We start from the raw sequence: 17971 nt of genomic DNA, 5'->3' as shown, positions 1-17971 counted from the left end.
TCTCCATGCAGGCGGGAAACTCGGCTGTGCTGGTGGCGACGCTGATCCCGCCGGGCGGCAGCGGCGGTCCCGATCGCATGATCGATGCCCTTGTCGGTGGCCTGGTGGGTATCGCGGTGGTCGCGATCATCCCCACCCACCCGGTACGACGCGCGCGCAAGGATGCCGCATCGATCCTCGGAACCGCTTCCGAGGTACTGCAATTGGTGGCAGACGGCCTCGTCGCGAATGACCCGGACCCGATCGTGAAGGCACTGCAGAAGGCGCGCGCAACTCAGGGTGCCATCGACGGGTTGCGCAGTAACCTTCTCGGCGGGCGCGAGATCAGCCGAATCTCCCCACTGTACTGGAACAGTCGGCCTCGCCTCGAAAGGCTCATGGCGACAGCCGATCCCATCGACAACGCGATGCGCAACATTCGAGTGCTCGCGCGTCGTTCGTTGACGTTGGTCAGGGACGACGAGATCCTCGATCCGCGTCTGGTGGCTCAGGTCGAGCGCTTGTCGAAAGCCGTCGAAGTTCTCGAGGACATGATCCTGGCGGAGCCGGGGGAGCAGCCTGATCAGGCCGAAGCAGCGCGCGTCCTGCGCTCGGTGGCGAAGGAACTGAAACCGGCGATAGTCGAGAACGCGGGCCTGTCCTCGACGGTGGTGTTCGCCCAGATTCGATCGCTGGTCGTCGACCTGTTGCAGGTCGCGGGCATGAAGCGAATCTCGTCGATCGCCACTCTGCCGCCCACCGTGCCTCATCCCGCCTACGAGCCGGATCACTGACCTCTGCCGTTTCCCGCTCACTGAGCAACTCATTGTATGTATGCGAATGTATGCATATGCTCTGAGAAGGACTTGGGAGGGAACAGGACAAATGGGAGCAGGGCACGGTCATTCACATGGCCACTCGGCAGCAGATTCGGTCGGCGTAGGACCGTCACCGCAACGCATCAGAAAAATGGCGATCGCGCTTGCGATCCTCGTTGCGTTCCTCGTACTCGAGGCCACGGTCGGTATCCTGATCAACTCGTTGGCTCTGCTTGCCGACGCCGGTCACATGCTCACAGACGTGGTGGGTATGGCCATGGGACTGACGGCGCTGCTGCTCGCGAAGAGGGGCAGCACCACCGCGGCCAGGACCTTCGGTTGGCACCGCGCCGAAGTGCTGACCGCCATGGCCAATGCGGTGATGCTGCTGGCCGTCGCCGCCTGGGTCTTCTACGAGGCAATCGGCCGCATCGGTAACGAACCCGAGATCCCGGGCGGCGCCCTGATCATCACGGCGGCTGCCGGATTGGCCGCGAACATCGTCGTGATGCTGATGCTGCGCGGCGATTCCAAGGACAGCCTGGCCGTGCGTGGCGCCTACCTCGAAGTGCTTGCCGACGCCGTCGGTAGCGTCGGCGTTCTGATCGCCGGTGGCCTTGTCCTGCTGTTCAACTGGACGTGGGCGGACGTCGTCGTCGGTGTTCTCATCTCGCTCTGGGTGGTGCCGCGCGCGATCAAACTGGCCGCAGCATCGCTGCGCATTCTGACGCAGGCTTCGCCGGCCGACGTCGACGTCGAAGCGGTCGAGGCCGACCTGGCCGCGCTGCCGAGCGTGATGGGTGTCCACGACCTACATGTCTGGACTCTCACCACCGGCATGGATGTCGCCACGGTCCACCTGACCAGTGACGCGAATTCGTCGAACGTTCTGGAATCCGCGCGCACCGTCCTCGAGAGTCACGGTCTTTCCCACGCCACCGTCCAGGTGGAATCGTGTGCCAACGGCGAGCACTGCGAGAAGAACGTCACTTGGTGAAGCGGGTGATCTCTTTGCCCGGCTTCCAGAGGTCGACATACATGTGTTCGTCGTCGACAGTCGTGTGCACCACCTCGTCGATGTCGAGGACAAAGAGGTGCAGAGGCTTCGGAACTTCGTAGGTGTAGCTTGCGAGCACGGCTTCGAACTCGTCGCCGGTCACCTCGCGTGCGAGTCCGGCGATCTTCGCGTCACCGCCCTCCATGGTGTGCTCGCCGGGATTGCTGTGGAGGGCGTAGCGCCCGTCACGGATGAGGTCCTTCGCCTTGAGTGCGCCGAACATCGAACCGAGCACCAGACGCCCGTCGAGGATTTCGACTTCGGTGCCGCTGACCCGTGGTGAACCGTCCTTGCGCAGCGTTGCGAGGACGTGATGCTTGTGGGCTTTGAACCGCGCTTGGACCGCGTCGGCAAGAGCGGGTACTTCTTCGGAGAACTGCTTCCAGGTGACCATGACGGTCATTGTGCACCCCTATTCCTGACAACTTCTGTCAGTGATTCTCGGTAATGTTCGGTCCATGAGATCCGCGCGCCTACTCCAACTCATGCTGCGTTTGCAGGGGAGTCGCGGCGTTATCGCCGATCAGTTGGCCGACGAGTTCGGTGTGTCAGTGCGGACGATCTACCGCGACGTGGCCTCGTTGTCGGCTGCCGGTGTGCCGATCTGGACCGAGAGCGGCCCCGGTGGTGGCATCCGTCTGCTCGACGGATGGCAGTCCAAGTTGTCCGGCATGACGGACGACGAGACGTCCGCACTCATGCTGTTGGGTGTGCCGTCCATTGCTGCAGATCTCGGGCGATCCGACGCCGTCGGTTCGGCGGGGGCCAAACTGCTCCGCTCCCTGCCCGGTCCCCTGCGCGAGAGTGCACGACTGTGGCAGGACCGCATTCTCGTGGACGTTCCGGGTTGGTTCGGCGGCGTCGACGACATCTCTGCGCTTCCGATCGTCACATCCGCTGCGCTGGACTCACGTCGACTGCGCTTCGCCTATCGCGATCGCGAGCGGACGGTCGAACCGCTGGGTCTGGTCATCAAAGCCGGAATTTGGTATCTCGTGGCGGGGATGAACGGACGTACGCTCTCGTTCCGGGTCGGCCGCATCAAAAACGCCGTCGTAGAGGATGATTCGTTCGCCCGCCCGGCGGATTTCGACCTGCCGTCGTGGTGGGCAGCGTCGATGGCCGAGTTCGACCGTTCGCTGCTTCGCTTCGAGTGTCGCGTGCGATTGTCACCAGAGGGCAGGCGCCGGCTCCCCGATGTGGTGGGCGAGCTTGCCGCTGCAGTCGAAGTGGGGCCAGAGGACAACGACGGATGGGTCAGTGCCGAGCTGAAACTCGAGAGCGAAGCTGTCGCGCTCTCGCAGTTGATCGGTTTGGGAGCGGACGTCGAAGTGCTCGAGCCACGGTCGTTGCGTGAAGGACTGCGGGCTGTGGCGGAGCAGATGGTGCTCCGCCACACTCGCAGTGACTAGGCCGTTGCAGAACGCTTTGCGAGCAGGCGGGTGATACCCAGTTGAGCTGCGACGATGATGGCGCCGACCACGAGACCCAGTGCCGCCGACGCAAGTGTGTTGACGATCCACGCCAGCACGCCACCGACTCCGGCGATGTCACTGACTGCTTCTTCGCCGTGATGAACGGCGTCGTAGAGCGGGTGGAAGCCCAGTTCGTCGATGCCGACCAACAGGATGTGGCCACCGACCCACAGCATCGCGGCGGTACCCACGACCGAGAGCACCGACATCACGTGAGGCATGCCGCGAACGAGGCCTCGGCCGACCTTGTGGGTGAAGCCAGACGACGTCTCGGCGATCTTCAATCCGATGTCGTCCATCTTCACGATCAGTCCGACGACGCCGTAGACGACCACGGTGATGACGACCGCCACGACGGCAAGGATCACCAATCGGCTCCAGAAACCTTCGCCCGCGATGGTGTTGAGTGCGATCACCATGATCTCGGCGGACAGGATCAGGTCGGTGCGGACGGCGCCGGAAACCACTGCTTCTTCGTCGCGAGGATGCTCGTCGGCGGCCTCGTGGTGGTCACCGTGGCCGAAAATTGCACCCCAGATCTTGTGAACCGCTTCGTAGCTGAGGTAACAGCCGCCGACCATCAACAGTGGCGTCAGCAGCCAGGGGAGGAACTGACTCAGCAGCAGAGCGATCGGAAGAATGATCAGCAGCTTGTTGCGCAGCGATCCGATGGCGATGCGCTTGATGATGGGCAACTCGCGTTCGGCCGCGAGCCCACGGACGTACTGCGGCGTGACGGCTGCGTCGTCGATGACGACGCCTGCCGCTTTGGCGGTCGCCTTACCGGTTGCGGCGGCAACGTCGTCGATCGAGGCGGCAGCCATACGAGCCAGGGCTGCGACGTCGTCGAGCAGGGCGAAGAGTCCTCCGGCCATCACAGACCTCCAGTGGAATCAGTGGAAAAAGGTGGCCGGACCGATCCGGTGACGCAGTTACTTGATCGCACGAGGTCTCTATCCATGATGGTCGTTGGTGAGGTCAGGTCACCTGGAACGATACCGGGGTCATCCGTCAGGGACTGCGTCGCGCGGCCGGTCGCTCTTCGTCACGAAAGGTCTTCCCGACCCGGTGCTCGCGTGTAAGACTGCACAGAAGATCGATCGAAACGGGGCACTATGCGTGAACCAGACACTGCACAGGTCGCCAAGACTTTCGACGCAATGGCGGCGCACTACGACCGACAGATCGGGCGCTTCGAGCGCTTTGTGCTCGGTGACGCCCGGAAATGGGCTGTCGACCAGGCGCATGGCCGCGTGGTCGAGATCGCCGTCGGTACCGGGCTGAACCTGCCTCTCTACGGGGATGACGTCGATTACGTCATCGGCGTGGACATCTCGAGTGCGATGCTCGATCAGGCCAGGGTCAAGGTCTCCGAGGGGGTGAAGACCGAAGTCGACCTACGTCTCGGCGACGTGCAAGCACTCGACGTTCCCGACGAGTGCGTGGACACGTTGGTATCCACGTACGCCTTTTGCACGATCCCCGATCCGGACCGAGTTGCGAGTGAAGCATTTCGGGTCCTGGTGCCTGGTGGTCGATTCGTTCTCGCGGAGCACGGGCCGAGCAAGAACGTTGTTGCGCGCACGTTGATGAAGGCCGTGGAACCGCTTTTCGTTCGGTTCGGTGCTGATCACCTCACCCGCGAACCGGTCGGATACCTCGAAAACGCCGGCTTCCTGATCGACGAGGTGCAGCGCAGCGGACGGGGCGGAATCGTGTTTCGGGTGGTGGCGAGGAAGCCGGATCCTGAATGGACGGCCCTCGGACACTGATGTCCGAGCACCGTCCATGGAGTTTGCTCAGCCCAGGCGCTCCAGGATGGTCGCGTTGGCCAACCCACCTGCCTCACACATGGTCTGGAGCCCGTAGCGCGCGCCGCGCTGTTCCATCGCATTGACCAGGGTGGTCATGATCCGCGTTCCACTGCCGCCCAGCGGGTGACCGAGTGCGATGGCGCCGCCGTGGACGTTCACCTTGGACAGATCGACGCCGGTATCCGCTGCCCACGAGAGGACCACTGGGGCAAAGGCCTCGTTGACCTCGAACAGATCTATGTCCGAGACCGTCAACCCCGCGCGGGCCAGGACCTTCTGGGTAGCAGGGATGACCGCGGTGAGCATGTACAGCGGATCGTCGCCGGCGACGGCGAAGCTGTGCAACCGTGCCTTCGGGGTGAGGCCGAGTTTCGCGGCGATCTCACTGGTCGTGATCATCACCGCCGAACTGCCGTCCGAAAGCGGGCTGCTGTTTCCCGCGGTGATGGACCAGTCGATCTGCGGGAATCGCTGTGCGTAGTAGTCGGATTCGAAAGCAGTCCGCAGACCGGCAAGGGTCTCCACAGTGGTGCCGGGGCGGATCGCTTCGTCGATCGAGAGCTGCGGGAGAGTGGCGAGTTCCTTGGTGAAGTAGCCACTTTCGGTTGCCAGCGCGGCTTTTCGATGACTTGACGCCGAGAACTCGTCCAGTTGGGTACGGCTCAGTCCCCACTTGGCGGCGATCAATTCGGCGCTGATTCCCTGCGGAACCAGACCGTCCGGGTAACGCTCTTCGAAACCTACACCGAGTGACTCACGCCCGACGCTGCTCGAGCCCATCGGCACTCGGCTCATCGACTCGACTCCGGCAGCGACGACGATGTCGTATGCCCCGGCGATGACGCCCTGAGCGGCAAAATGAACCGCTTGTTGGCTACTTCCACACTGTCGGTCGACGGTGGTCCCCGGAACCGACTCGGGGTAGCCTGCGGCGAGAAGGGCAGTGCGAGTGACATTCTGGCTCTGTTCACCAACTTGGCTTACCGCTCCAGCGATGACGTCGTCGATCAGTGCTGCATCGATTCCAGTGCGTTCGACTACCGCCTTGAGGCTGTGGGCGAGGAGGTCGACGGCGTTGATGCCGTGCAGGGCGCCGTTCGCCTTTCCCTTGCCGATCGGAGTACGAACGGCTTCGACGATAACTGCGTCTCTCATGACAAATTCCTTTCAGGGATGGCGGATTCAGCAGGGACAACCGGGGTGGGTGTGGTCGCAGGCGTCATTCCCAGTGATGCCAGGGCAGACACAAGCGCGACGGCAAAGATCACCCACCAGGCCTGGCGGAAGGTGTCGTAGTCGACAGCAGAGCCGAGAACCGCGATCAGAACGCTCACGCCGAGAACGGTTCCGATCTGTCGGCTCATGCTGACGATTGCGCTACCGGTGGCCGATCTGGCAGGTGCCAGATCCGCCGTGGCCTGCGACAGGATGGTCGGCAGGGCAAGGCCGACACCGATCCCGGCGATGATCCAGCCTGGTAGGAGTCCGGTCGCGTAGTTGGGTGTCGTATCAACCGAGACGAGAACGAGTACGGTTCCGACTGCCCACAGAAGGCTGCCGAGTGCGGCGACGCGTCCCGCCGAGTACCTCCGCGTCAGCGATCCGCCGGCGATGGCGAACAGCGGAACGAGAAGCGGACCCGGTGAGACGGCGAAACCGGTTCGCAGAGCCGAGTATCCCCAGGCTTCCTGGAGCCACAGGATGTTCGAGAGAAGACCCGCGGCGAATGCTGCGCTGAACAGGATGGCGGTGACGTTGGACCAGGCAAACGAGCGGATCTTCAGAAGATCCGGAGCAATCAACGGAGTCCGGTGACGAGAGTTGCTCCACCAGAACGAGAGTAGTGTCACGGCGGCCACGGCGAAGGCGATCAGAACGCGATTGTCGGTCCATCCCCAGTCCGGACCCTGGACGAGTGCCAGGGCGAGAGAGCCGATTCCGACGGTGAGGAGGGCAGCGCCGACGAAGTCGATACCGGCATCGGGGTCCTTGTGTGTTGTATCCGGTACGAGTCGGACTGCGAAGTAGAGCAACACGATGCCCACTGGAACATTGATCAGGAAGACCCAGCGCCACGAGGCCTCTACGAGGATGCCGCCCACGACAGGGCCGAATGCAGCTGCTGCAGCGCCGGCGGCTGCCCAGATGCGAACGCCGGATTGACGTTTCGCGGCGGGAAGCGCATTGATCAGAAGCCCGAGGCTGGCCGGGGTGAGCGCTGCGGCGCCGACTGCCTGGACGATACGGAAGGCCACCAGTGCCCACAAGGACGGGCTGAAGGCACAGGCGGCGCTGGCGAGGGTGAACAGTGCGAGGCCGGCGATGAAGGCGCGCTTGTGCCCGATCCTGTCCGCCCAGCGTCCGAGGGGTATCAACAGTGCGGCGTAGACGATCGCGTAGCTGTTGAGGATCCAACTGAACTCGCCGAGCGAGTGACCCGGGTAGCTCTTGGCGATGTCGCCGAAGGCCACGTTGACCACAAAAAGATCGAGGCTGGCGACAAACGGCGCCCCCGACAGTATCGCGAGCAGGGGTCCGGTCCGCACCGGCTGGCTATGAAGTTCCATAGTCAGCAATCTAGACTCTGGCTATGGTTATGGCAAGCCAGGGGGTATGGTGAATTGCATGGACGCTGTACGACTGACCGGAGTGCTCGAAGATCGCGACGCCTGGCGGGCCACGCACTGTTCGATCGGGCGGGCCATGGAAGTGGTCGGCACTCGATCCGCGATGCTCATTCTGCGAGAGGCCTATTACGGCACAACGCGTTTCGACGACTTCGCGTCGCGAGTCGGCATCACCGAGGCGGTTGCGTCGGCGAGGCTGAAAGAACTCACTGAGGCGGGACTGTTCGAGCGTGTGCCGTACAAGGAGCCTGGAAAGCGGACGCGGCACGAGTACGTGCTCACCGAGAAGGGCCGTGACCTGCTGCCGGCGGTTCTCGCGCTGATGCAGTGGGGCGACAAGTATCTGCACGGCGGAAAAGGTGGACCGTTGGAGGTGGCCGACGACGCTACTGGTGAGCGCGTTCGCGTTGAGGTGCGCAGTGAGTCGGGTCGTGAAGTGCCTTTGGGGGAGTTGCGAGTCTCTGTCAACGAATCGCGTCGGCGGTTGCGCGAATAGCGATGCATCTCAACAGCTCTTGAGTGTAGGTCTTCTTGAAGTTGTCCGGTTTGTCTCTGGTTATCGAAAGTATGTTCGATTAAACTTTGAGCATGGACAGTCGGGAAGCATGGCAACTGGATAGCGAGGACCTCAAGGGTGAGGTTCTGGATCTGGTGCGCGCCCGACACGAGTTGCAGTCGCGGATGGTGTTGCTGATCGTGGAGATGTTTTCCCGGGACGTTCTTGGCGGGAAGGGTTTTCGGGCGATCGCTCAGTGGTTGCATGGTTCGACGAATCTGGAGATCGGTGAGTGCAGTCTGCTGGTCGGGTTGGCGCGGTTGCTGATGCTCGAACCTCTTGTCGGCGATGCGTTTCACCGCGGTGACGTTGATGCGTTGAAAGCCCGTCAGGTGGCGTCGTTCTGTCAGCATCCACCGAAGAACATGACGCCGGCGGATGTGGACAAGGCCCGCGGGATCCTGCTTGGCCTGGCGTCGAAGAACATCGCTGATTGTGATGCGGTGCGGGCGGCGATCCGCCGGATCGAGAAGCAGTACGGAAACCGTGAGGACGGGGTCCCGGTCGGCGAGGATTCCGAGCGTAACGAGTTCTACGCGTCGAAAGGTTTGTACGGGCGGGTGACCGTGAAGGGTGATCTGGATGCGGTGAACGGGGCCCGGTTGATCACGTTGTTGTCGAGTCTGTCGGCTCCGACGCCGGAGAAGGACGGCGTGAAGGACACGCGTACTCCGGCGCTACGGCGGGCGGACGGGTTCTGCGAGTTGTTGCGCCGGTACGAGCGGGCGGGGTTGGGTCCGATCGAGGGCGGGGTGAAACCGCACATCACGGTGACTGCGTCGGCGAAAGATATGACAGACCTTAAAGTTCTGAAAGACCTCCTGCCGTCCACTGAGGAGTTGGGGTTCGCGTGGGCGGATTGGGTGGGCCCGATCAGTATCGATACTGCCCGGATGTTGGCGTGCGACTGCACCGTCACCCGGATCCTCCTGGACGAGAATGGTGTTCCGCTCGACTGCGGCAAAGAAGCGAGAACGGCGACGGTGCCGCAGCGGCGGGCGTTGGCGGTTCGCGATGGTGGGTGTGCGTTTCCGGGGTGCAAGACACCGTCGGGGTGGTGCGATGCCCATCATATTGTTCACTGGAACGATGGTGGCCCAACAGATCTCGACAATCTGATCTTGTTGTGCGGTCATCATCATCGGACACTGCACCACACCGAATGGCGGGTGGAGATCGGCCCCGATCGGAAAACAGTGTTCTATCCACCGATGTCGATCGACCCGTATCAACAGCCGATCGGCGGGGACAGCCCACCGACAGCGGCGTGAACCGCGACAACTGAAGACGTGAGCACCGGGGCACCTCTACGCCCCGGTGCTCGAGCTCGCGTTTGGGAGTCCCCGCGTTTGGGAGTTTTGTGGCAGGGCGTCAGCTCAGTGACTTCTTGAACCCGACATGGGAGGCCACAAATCCGAGTCGCTCGTAGAAGTCGTGAGCTTCCTTGCGAGTTTGATCCGAAGTGAGCTGCGCCAGGAACGCGCCGCGCCGGGCACCTTCTTCGCAGGCCCATCGGATCATCGAACTGCCGATGCCTTTACTTCGGTAGTCCTCGTGGACGCGAACAGCTTCGATCTGCAGTCGCGTCGCACCCATCCGGCTCATACCCGGAATGAAGGTCAATTGCATTGTGCCGACTACCGCGTCGCCGACCAGAACGGTGACGAGAAGTTGAGCCGGATCCTCGTCGATTCGCTTGAACGCGTCCTCGTAGATCGTTCGGGCTTCGGGGTTGGTCGTCTCCCGGGTGCTGCCGATCGGGTCGTCGGCGAGCAAGTCGATCAGTGCCTCCACGTGTCGAATCTCGGCCCGCGTGAGGGTGTACTCCACTCCGCCGGACTGAAATGACGTCGCAATCATCGATGCTCCCCTGAAGAAGAATGAATGTCTGAAATGTCAGACTCTCACGAGTCTCCTCCAGCGCACTCGATCACGTCCAAAAACGCATGAGGGCGTTACCGAGCATGGCGTAGTAGTCGGACACACCGCTCAATTCGAAGATCCAGTAGATCGCGTCGAAGAAGACGACATTGATCTGTGGGACGAACAGGAGCGCAACCAGCAGGAGCAGTCCGTACGGCTTGAACTGGTCGAGTTGGTGCCGTGTGTTGGGTGCGAGGTAGGGCTCCAGTGCGTTGTAACCGTCCAGACCCGGGACTGGGAGCAGGTTCAAAACTGTTGCCATGACCTGCAAGAAGGCCAGGAAACTGAGGCCGGCCCAGAACGTCAGATGCTCGGCCGATGAGCCGTACGTACGTATGACGACGAGGAGGATCACGGCGGCGACGGCATTCGTGAACGGACCGGCGAGCGATATTCGGGCCTGCACCTTGGGCGGGAACATCCCGGTGCGCAGGTACACGGCGCCGCCGGGAAGCCCGATGCCGCCCAATGCAATGAACAGCACCGGCAGACCGATCGAGAGCATCGGATGGCTGTACTTGAGCGGGTTGAGCGTCAGGTAGCCACGAGCCTCGACGTCGGTGTCTCCATGACGCCACGCCAGATAGGCATGCGCGAATTCGTGCAAGCAGAGCGTGACCACCCAGCCGGCAACCACGAGGACAAAAACACCCGCGCGGCCCGCGATGGAACCCCACGTCGAGTTCCAAGCGACGATTCCGGCGATGACAGTGATCGCAACGACGCCGAGGAAGACAGGGCTCGGCCGAACCGCCGACCGTGCTGCTCCGGTTCTCACCTGACCAACAACCAAGTCTTGTCGTGCCGGTAGAAGGTCGAACGCTTCAGATCGCGTGGGTTGGCCACCCCGTCGCGAACCAGTCGCGCTGCCGGCGAGCCCAGTTGAATGGCTCGGCCTTCCAGCCAGCGTCGCCCGCTCCAGCGGCTCTTGCGGTCGACTGATGCCTTGATCCCGGGGAGCTTGGGGCTCGGCACTATCCGGATGCCGGGGACTGTGCCGGAGAACAGCTTGTTGTCGTCGACGTAGGCCTCGCCGATCAGTTCGTCTGCATCCGACGGACCCGTGACAGTTGCTGCACCTACCAGCGCGATTCCGGCGTCGTCACGAATGAGCGGCACGGTGTGGACTGTGCCTTTCAAGGCCGTGCGCGCAGCTCGTGCACCGGTCGCGAGTTTGTACGCATCGGTTGCGTCGGACCTGTTCTCGGTGACGTAGGCGAGTTCGACGTTGAGTCGCTCCAATCGCATCAACCGCGTCAATGCCGCGGCAAACGCGCCGTCGTTGCCCACGACGATCAAGCGCGGCTCCGTCACGACCTGCAGTTGGGACAGTGCCTCGTCGAAGTCTTGCTTCTCCGGAAGCTCGGGGACAGTGAACGACGTGAGTTCACCCAGGGGGAGTGGAACCGGCGAATCGCCACATTTGAGCACCACAGGGGTCAAAGCCACTCCTAGCTCGATCAGACTTCTTTTCGGGTAGTGGGACCTCGCCACCCTTCCCCGAAATGGCCGTCCGAATCACTGCCGACGATCTTAGTGCGAGTCTCTGTGTCGACTCGCAATCGTGATGGTCACCGGCCAAATTCTGGACCGTCAGGTCTGGTCTGGTGCTCTGGGCTAGACTGCTCCTTCGGTCACTGCAACAGTTCGGCGCTGCATCATGTGCGCGGAAGCCAGGCAGTACCAATGCGGCGGGACAACTGCTGCACGTCGACCGTAGGAGACAACGTCATGCCGGCAATCGTCCTGATCGGCGCCCAGTGGGGCGACGAAGGTAAGGGCAAAGCTACAGATCTACTGGGCGAGCAGCTTCAGTGGGTCGTGCGATACCAGGGCGGTAACAACGCCGGACACACCGTGGTTCTGCCGAACGGTGACAAGTTCGCACTGCACCTCATCCCGTCCGGAATCCTCACCCCCGCCGTCAACAACGTCATCGGTAACGGTGTCGTCGTCGACCCGGGTGTGTTGTTGACCGAATTGGCAGGCCTGGAAGAGCGCGGCGTGGACACGTCCCGCCTGCTGCTTTCTGCTGATGCGCACCTGATCATGCCGTACCACGTGGCCATCGACAAGGTCACCGAACGCTTCCTGGGAGCGAAGAAGATCGGCACGACCGGCCGCGGTATCGGCCCGTGCTACCAGGACAAGATCGCCCGTGTCGGTGTCCGTGCCGCGGACGTCCTTGACGAGAAGATCCTGACCCAGAAGGTCGAAGCAGCACTCGAATTCAAGAACCAGGTGCTGGTCAAGATCTACAACCGCAAGGCACTCGACCCGCAGCAGGTCGTCGAAGAGGTACTGACGCAGGCCGAGGGTTTCAAGCACCGCATCTCGGACACGCGCCTGGAGCTCAACCTCGCCCTCGAGCGCGGCGAGACCGTTCTGCTCGAAGGTTCGCAGGGCACTCTGCTGGACGTCGACCACGGCACGTACCCGTACGTGACCTCGTCCAACCCCACTTCGGGTGGTGCGGCGGTCGGTTCGGGAATCGGTCCCACCAAGATCACCACAGTGCTCGGCATCCTGAAGGCGTACACGACGCGTGTCGGTTCCGGTCCGTTCCCGACGGAGCTGTTCGACGATCACGGCGCATACCTGGCGAAGCAGGGCGGCGAGGTCGGTGTCACCACCGGACGCGCTCGTCGTACGGGATGGTTCGACGCTGTCATCGCGCGTTACGCGACGCGCGTCAACGGCATCACCGACTACTTCCTCACCAAGCTGGACGTGCTGAGCAGCCTCGACACCGTGCCGATCTGTGTCGCGTACGAGGTGGACGGTGTCCGCCACGACGAAATGCCGATGTCACAGAGCGACATTCACCACGCCAAGCCCATCTACGAAGAGATGCCCGGCTGGTGGGAAGACATCTCGGAGGCTCGCACCTTCGAGGAACTGCCGCAGAATGCGCAGAACTACGTGCTTCGTCTCGAAGAGCTTTCGGGTGCGTTCATCTCCTGCATCGGTGTCGGCCCCGGCCGCGACGAGACGATCGTCCGGCGCGAGATCGTCCGCTAGTTCGTTCCCTCGAAATCCCCGCTCATGCAAGCATGAGCGGGGATTTCGTGTTTCAAGCCAGCTTCGACAAGTGTGCGGTGACGGTCTTCCAGTCGGGAAACTTGGTGCTGCCGAACTTGATCCACTCGCCCTCGAATCGATCTGCTCCGTTTGCTCCGCGGTCGTCGACGAGGTAGTCGCCCCGATTGAGGTGTTTGTGGTGCGAGAGGATCAGACGTTTGTACGCGACGCTGCCTTCCTCCATTCCGAGGTGCTCTTGGACCCACAGAACCTTGTCGTGCCAGGCTGTGGCGTTCTTCCACGGCGCTGTCGAGAGGATGTAGGTGTCGAATTGCTGTGCCAGTTGGTGGTAGGCGTCGATAGCGCCGTCGAGAGGATCCATGCGAGAGAAGATGTGCGGCGCTTCGTCGAGGTCGTTCTTGTACTTCTCTCGGACGCTGTCGGGCAGGCGATCGATGCCCGACTGGAAGTTGACCAAGGTGTTGTCGAGATCGATATAGAGAATCTTTTTGGAAGCCGGCATGGGAACCCTCTCTGGAGACTTTCTGAGTGCGAAAAGAGTCCAGTTTTACGCAACTGGACTGAGATCAGTGAATTCTTCCCCCTGATCACAATCGCACGGGGGTCTGACAGCGTCGTTCTCGCGGTCTGAAGTATTGTCGTGGAAGATGCCGCCGAGGGGTGCTGCCAGGCGAAACTGCTCCAACCGAATGTATGTACCTTCACCTTCAGCGGGCGCGAAGAAGTAGACGAGTGCCACGAAGAGTCCGATGCCGATCAGGGTTGCGAAGGTAGTCATGGACATATGATCAACTTGACTGGTATTGAGTTACATAGCCAAGTTGTCGATACTGGACTGCATGATGACTCGAGTTCTCGGTGCCCGTTCGCTTGCGCGCGATCTGGGATCCTGGCAGGAAGAGTCCGGACGCAGGCCCGCGTACCGTGCGCTTGCCGACGGTATCCGCCTGCTCGTGCACGACGGTCGCGTTCCGCTGGGAGTCGCACTGCCGAGTGAGCGTGAACTTGCGGCGGTACTCGAACTCAGTCGAACCACGATCACGTCGTCGTACTCGGTGCTGCGAGACGAGGGGTACCTGATCAGCAGGCAGGGGTCGCGAAGCACCGTGGCATTGCCTGCCGGCGCGCGGCCGAACGGGTTGATGTTCCGCTCCCATCAACCCGGGCCGAGTGGACCCGTCGTCGACCTCAGTTACGCGGCGATGGCAGCTCCCGCAGCTCAGGTCGAACTGGCGTATGCGTCTGCGCTGCAGGAACTTCCGAACTTCCTGCCCACGCACGGGATGGAACCGGTCGGGATCGCCGACTTGCGTGACGTGATCGCGCAGCGCTACACGGCGCGGGGTCTGCCCACCACCGCCGAACAGATCATGGTGACCTCGGGTGCGCAGCACGCGCTTCGATTGTTGCTGTCGGTGCTCACCTCACCCGGCGAGCGAGTGCTGGTCGATCATCCGACGTACCCCAATGCGCTGGAAGCGATTCGGCGAAACGGCGCTCGGCCCGTACCGGTTCCGGTCCGACCGGAGTTCGCGGCGGCCGGAGCCTGGGATCTCGACGGGATCCGTAGTGCAGCAAGGCAAACCGCTGCCAGAATGGCATACCTGATCCCCGACTTTCACAACCCGACCGGCCTCTGCATGGACTCTTCCGGCCGCGCCGAGCTTGCGAAGATTGCGCACGAAACGCGAATGACTCTGGTCGTCGACGAGACGATGGTGGATCTGTGGCTCGACGCACCACCGCCGGCGCCGGTCGCCTCACATGGGCGAGGCGCAGCGAAAACCGAAGTGGTGACGCTCGGTTCGACCGCGAAGTCGCTGTGGGGCGGGCTACGTGTCGGTTGGATTCGCGCCGATGCCGCGCTCATCACCCAGTTGGTGGGGGCGCGTGCCGCGGTCGACCTCGGTACTCCCGTCATGGATCAGTTGGCAGCCGCCTACTTGCTCGCCGACGACCGCTCGTTGCTCGAACAGCGTCGCGAAGTTCTGCGAGAACAGCGTGCGGCACTCCTCGGTGCGGTGGCCGAGCATCTGCCGGACTGGCGTCCCACCATCGGTTCCGGCGGAATGTCGGTCTGGATGCGAATGTCCGCGCCCGTCTCGACGGCGTTGGCGGCGGTGGCACCCAACTTCGGCGTACTCCTTGCCGCCGGCCCCCGTTTCGGCGTAGAAGGTGCGTTCGAACGATTCATCCGCGTGCCGTACGCACGTTCTCCCGAGGACCTCATTCGCGGCGTTGCGTCCATCGCCGCTGCGTACGACACTCTCGCGACGGATCGCGACACGGCAGACCAACGAATGGTCGTCGTCTGAGAACTGGGTACACACCCTGAAAGTGGTGTGAAACCAGGAGGTAGGGCATGACGGCGGTAGACGGTACAGGCGCAGCGGGAACCAGTGCGGCGGAAGCGCTCGCAGAACGATTGTTCGCGGCCACGCTCGGGGCATCGGAGCTGCAGGCCGTGTATCTGGGCGACCGGTTGGGCTGGTACCGCGCGCTGAGCGATCACGGCCCGCTCACGTCGACGGAGCTGGCGGACCGGACAGGGACCGTCGAAAGATATGCGCGGGAGTGGCTCGAGCAGCAGGCCGTCGCCGGTTATGTGGACGTCAATTCGGATGCCGATCGCCGGTACAGCCTGCCGCAGGCCCACGCCGATGTTCTGGTGGACGACGAGAACCTTCTTTTCCTGGCGCCGCTGGCGAGGCTGTTCGTCGCGACGACGTCGTCGATGCCACGTCTACTCGACGCTTATCGTCACGGTGGGGGAGTCACGTGGGAATCGATGGGCCCCGATGCTCGCGAGGGTCAAGCGCTACTGAATCGGCCGATGTATCTCCATCAGCTCTGTCAGCAGTTTCTGCCGGTAGTCACCGACCTGCACGCCACACTTTCGGACGGCGGGCAGGTCGCTGATCTCGGGATGGGGGAGGGCTGGTCGTCGATCGCGCTCGCCCTCGGATACAGGAAGATCGAAGTGCACGGCTTCGACGTCGACGCGGCGTCGGTGAATGCTGCCCGTCGTAACGCTCATGATCGGGGGGTGGACGACCGCGTGCATTTCTCGTTGGTCGACGTCGCCGGACAGGCTCCTGAGGCCGGGCGAGCCGATGCCGGGACCTACGACGCCGTCTTCGCTTTCGAGTGCCTTCACGACGTTCCGGATCCGGTGGGTTTTCTTTCCACGGCTCGGGCGATTGCCCAGCCGGGCGCTCCGGTGATCGTGATGGACGAACGAACGGCGGATGAGTTCGATCCCGAGGCGGGTCCGATCGAGCAATTGCTGTACGGATTTTCGCTGACCTGCTGCTTACCGGACAGTCTTTCGCATCCGGGGAGCATTGCCACCGGGACGGTGATGAGGCACTCGACACTCGAAAGCTATGCCAAGGCGGCAGGTTTCGAGCGGGTGGACGTGCTGCCGATCGAGCACGAGATGTTCAGGTTCTACAGGTTGGGCTGACGCCCCGTGCGCCTTTTTGGTTGCAGTAACTACCAAAAAGGCGCACAGGGGCCGAAGGCCCTAGGTCCAGACCGTATCGATATCCGTCGCCTCACGCGCCGGCGCAGCAGGCGTCGTGGTGGGCGTGCGCGAGAAGCGCGGTGCGGGAGCATGCTGGGTGACGCCGTCCAGTTCGATGAGCGAACCGCGAGCCGCGATGTGTTCGTTGGACGGAGCCTCGGCGAAAGTCAGGACAGGGGAGACGCAGGCGTCGGTGCCGAGGAAGATCTTGGCCCACTCGTCGCGAGTCTTGGACAGGAACTTTTCGGTGAAGAGCTTCTTCATGTCGTCCCACTTGGACGTGTCCATCTGGTGAGGGAGCGTCGCGGGATCGAGTTCGAGGCCCTCGAGCAGCAATGCGTAGAACTGGGGTTCGATGGATCCGACGGCCATGTACTTGCCGTCGGAGGTCTCGTAGGTGTCGTAGAACGGAGCGCCGGTGTCGAGGAGATTGACGCCGCGCTCGTCGGACCAGACGCCGCGACCGCGGAATGCCCACATCATGTGGGAGAGCGCGAGGGTTCCGTCGACCATTGCCGCGTCGACGACCTGGCCCTTACCGGACGTCGAGCGCTCGACGAGAGCCGACAGAATGCCGAAGATCAGGAACATGGAACCGCCGCCGAAATCGCCGACCATGTTGAGCGGCGGGACCGGACGTTCACCCTTGCGTCCGATGGCGTTGAGGACACCGGTCAGTGAGATGTAATTGATGTCGTGACCGGCGGCGTTGGCGAGCGGTCCTTCCTGTCCCCAGCCCGTCATACGGGCGTAGACGAGGCGCGGATTGCGCTCCGAGACCACGTCGGGTCCGAGTCCCATGCGTTCCATGACGCCGGGGCGGAAACCCTCGATGAGGACGTCGGCGCGGCCCAGGAGATCGAGCACTTTCGCGACGTCGGCCGGGTCCTTCAGGTTGGCCTCGACGATGCGGCGGCCGCGCTTGATCTGGTCGGTTGCGTTCGAGTCTTGCGGAATCTGCCCTGCGCGCTGCACGATGACGATGTCGGCGCCCATGTCCGCCAACAGTGTCGCGGCGTGCGGGCCCGGTCCCAATCCAGCGAATTCCACGATCCGAATGCCCGCGAGCGGGCCCTTCTTCTCCACAGCTTCTGCAGACACACGCACTCCCAATTCAGACGGTGACAACACTTCTGACCCGACGGTAACGTGTC

Annotated in this window: 19 protein-coding genes; 9 read left to right on the top strand and 10 right to left on the bottom strand. The window is 62.7% G+C overall.

Annotated elements, in window-relative coordinates:
- Together ACYP01_RS20010 and ACYP01_RS20005 are read left to right on the top strand one after the other, a co-directional pair.
- Positions 1-773, top strand: a 773-nt coding sequence (locus tag ACYP01_RS20010; protein ID WP_459681944.1) for an aromatic acid exporter family protein, incomplete at its 5' end; no start/stop codon positions are given.
- Positions 774-864: 91 nt separating this feature from the next.
- A complete protein-coding gene (locus ACYP01_RS20005; RefSeq protein WP_007726784.1) occupies positions 865-1794 on the top strand; it encodes a cation diffusion facilitator family transporter in 930 nt (309 codons plus the stop codon).
- On the opposite strand, the gene ACYP01_RS20000 is transcribed toward ACYP01_RS20005, so the two are convergent.
- Positions 1784-2248, bottom strand: coding sequence for a pyridoxamine 5'-phosphate oxidase family protein (locus ACYP01_RS20000; protein WP_037131507.1), 465 nt, complete (start codon positions 2246-2248; stop codon positions 1784-1786). The genes ACYP01_RS20005 and ACYP01_RS20000 overlap by 11 nt on opposite strands.
- Before the next feature lie 64 nt (positions 2249-2312).
- Between ACYP01_RS20000 and ACYP01_RS19995 the strand changes: the two genes are divergently transcribed.
- Positions 2313-3266, top strand: coding sequence for a helix-turn-helix transcriptional regulator (locus ACYP01_RS19995; RefSeq protein WP_459681941.1), 954 nt, complete (start codon positions 2313-2315; stop codon positions 3264-3266).
- Here ACYP01_RS19995 and ACYP01_RS19990 read toward each other — a convergent pair.
- Complete coding sequence (locus ACYP01_RS19990) at positions 3263-4204, bottom strand: DUF808 domain-containing protein (RefSeq protein WP_020968812.1); 942 nt, start codon at positions 4202-4204, stop codon at positions 3263-3265. The genes ACYP01_RS19995 and ACYP01_RS19990 overlap by 4 nt on opposite strands.
- Before the next feature lie 240 nt (positions 4205-4444).
- On the opposite strand from ACYP01_RS19990, the gene ACYP01_RS19985 reads away from it, so the two are divergent.
- Entirely contained in the window at positions 4445-5101 is a 657-nt protein-coding gene (locus ACYP01_RS19985; protein WP_378446981.1) for a class I SAM-dependent methyltransferase, read from the top strand.
- 27 nt (positions 5102-5128) lie between these two features.
- Here ACYP01_RS19985 and ACYP01_RS19980 read toward each other — a convergent pair whose 3' ends face one another.
- Positions 5129-6298, bottom strand: a complete 1170-nt coding sequence (locus tag ACYP01_RS19980) for a thiolase family protein (protein ID WP_459681937.1) — start codon at positions 6296-6298, stop codon at positions 5129-5131.
- Positions 6295-7710 (bottom strand): MFS transporter, encoded by a 1416-nt coding sequence (locus ACYP01_RS19975; protein WP_125050443.1) that lies wholly within the window; start codon positions 7708-7710, stop codon positions 6295-6297. The genes ACYP01_RS19980 and ACYP01_RS19975 overlap by 4 nt, the downstream gene beginning before the upstream one ends.
- 58 nt (positions 7711-7768) lie before the next feature.
- Between ACYP01_RS19975 and ACYP01_RS19970 the strand changes: the two genes are divergently transcribed.
- Complete coding sequence (locus tag ACYP01_RS19970) at positions 7769-8266, top strand: winged helix-turn-helix transcriptional regulator (RefSeq protein ID WP_003944415.1); 498 nt, start codon at positions 7769-7771, stop codon at positions 8264-8266.
- Between the two features lie 92 nt (positions 8267-8358).
- Complete coding sequence (locus ACYP01_RS19965; protein ID WP_459681934.1) at positions 8359-9597, top strand: HNH endonuclease signature motif containing protein; 1239 nt, start codon at positions 8359-8361, stop codon at positions 9595-9597.
- A gap of 100 nt (positions 9598-9697) precedes the next feature.
- On the opposite strand, the gene ACYP01_RS19960 is transcribed toward ACYP01_RS19965, so the two are convergent.
- The 3 genes from ACYP01_RS19960 to ACYP01_RS19950 all read right to left on the bottom strand — a co-directional run bounded on the left by ACYP01_RS19960 (position 9698) and on the right by ACYP01_RS19950 (position 11698).
- Positions 9698-10186 carry a GNAT family N-acetyltransferase gene (locus tag ACYP01_RS19960; protein WP_021333947.1) on the bottom strand — a complete coding sequence of 163 codons (489 nt, stop codon included), beginning with the start codon at positions 10184-10186 and terminating at the stop codon, positions 9698-9700.
- 70 nt (positions 10187-10256) lie between these two features.
- A complete protein-coding gene (locus ACYP01_RS19955; protein ID WP_003944319.1) occupies positions 10257-11027 on the bottom strand; it encodes a site-2 protease family protein in 771 nt (256 codons plus the stop codon).
- Entirely contained in the window at positions 11024-11698 is a 675-nt protein-coding gene (locus tag ACYP01_RS19950) for a hypothetical protein (protein ID WP_373937244.1), read from the bottom strand. Before ACYP01_RS19950 ends, ACYP01_RS19955 begins: the two co-directional genes overlap by 4 nt.
- 282 nt (positions 11699-11980) lie before the next feature.
- Between ACYP01_RS19950 and ACYP01_RS19945 the strand changes: the two genes are divergently transcribed.
- Complete coding sequence (locus ACYP01_RS19945; RefSeq protein WP_003944351.1) at positions 11981-13270, top strand: adenylosuccinate synthase; 1290 nt, start codon at positions 11981-11983, stop codon at positions 13268-13270.
- 52 nt (positions 13271-13322) lie between these two features.
- On the opposite strand, the gene ACYP01_RS19940 is transcribed toward ACYP01_RS19945, so the two are convergent.
- Together ACYP01_RS19940 and ACYP01_RS19935 are read right to left on the bottom strand one after the other, a co-directional pair.
- On the bottom strand, positions 13323-13793 hold the full coding sequence (locus ACYP01_RS19940) for a 5' nucleotidase, NT5C type (protein WP_459681930.1): 471 nt from the start codon (positions 13791-13793) through the stop codon (positions 13323-13325).
- Between the two features lie 45 nt (positions 13794-13838).
- Complete coding sequence (locus ACYP01_RS19935) at positions 13839-14069, bottom strand: hypothetical protein (protein ID WP_459681927.1); 231 nt, start codon at positions 14067-14069, stop codon at positions 13839-13841.
- Between the two features lie 61 nt (positions 14070-14130).
- On the opposite strand from ACYP01_RS19935, the gene yczR reads away from it, so the two are divergent.
- The gene (gene yczR, locus ACYP01_RS19930) at positions 14131-15606 is read left to right on the top strand and encodes a MocR-like transcription factor YczR (protein WP_459681925.1); all 1476 of its coding nucleotides are present in this window, start codon (positions 14131-14133) and stop codon (positions 15604-15606) included.
- 47 nt (positions 15607-15653) lie between these two features.
- On the top strand, positions 15654-16757 hold the full coding sequence (locus ACYP01_RS19925) for a class I SAM-dependent methyltransferase (RefSeq protein WP_276117150.1): 1104 nt from the start codon (positions 15654-15656) through the stop codon (positions 16755-16757).
- A gap of 60 nt (positions 16758-16817) precedes the next feature.
- Here ACYP01_RS19925 and ACYP01_RS19920 read toward each other — a convergent pair whose 3' ends face one another.
- The gene (locus ACYP01_RS19920; RefSeq protein WP_042924245.1) at positions 16818-17918 is read right to left on the bottom strand and encodes a CaiB/BaiF CoA transferase family protein; all 1101 of its coding nucleotides are present in this window, start codon (positions 17916-17918) and stop codon (positions 16818-16820) included.
- Positions 17919-17971: the final 53 nt, after the last annotated feature.

It is taken from the genome of Rhodococcus sp. no. 34 (genome assembly GCF_054589475.1).
This window is presented reverse-complemented; position numbering and strand designations above follow the sequence as displayed.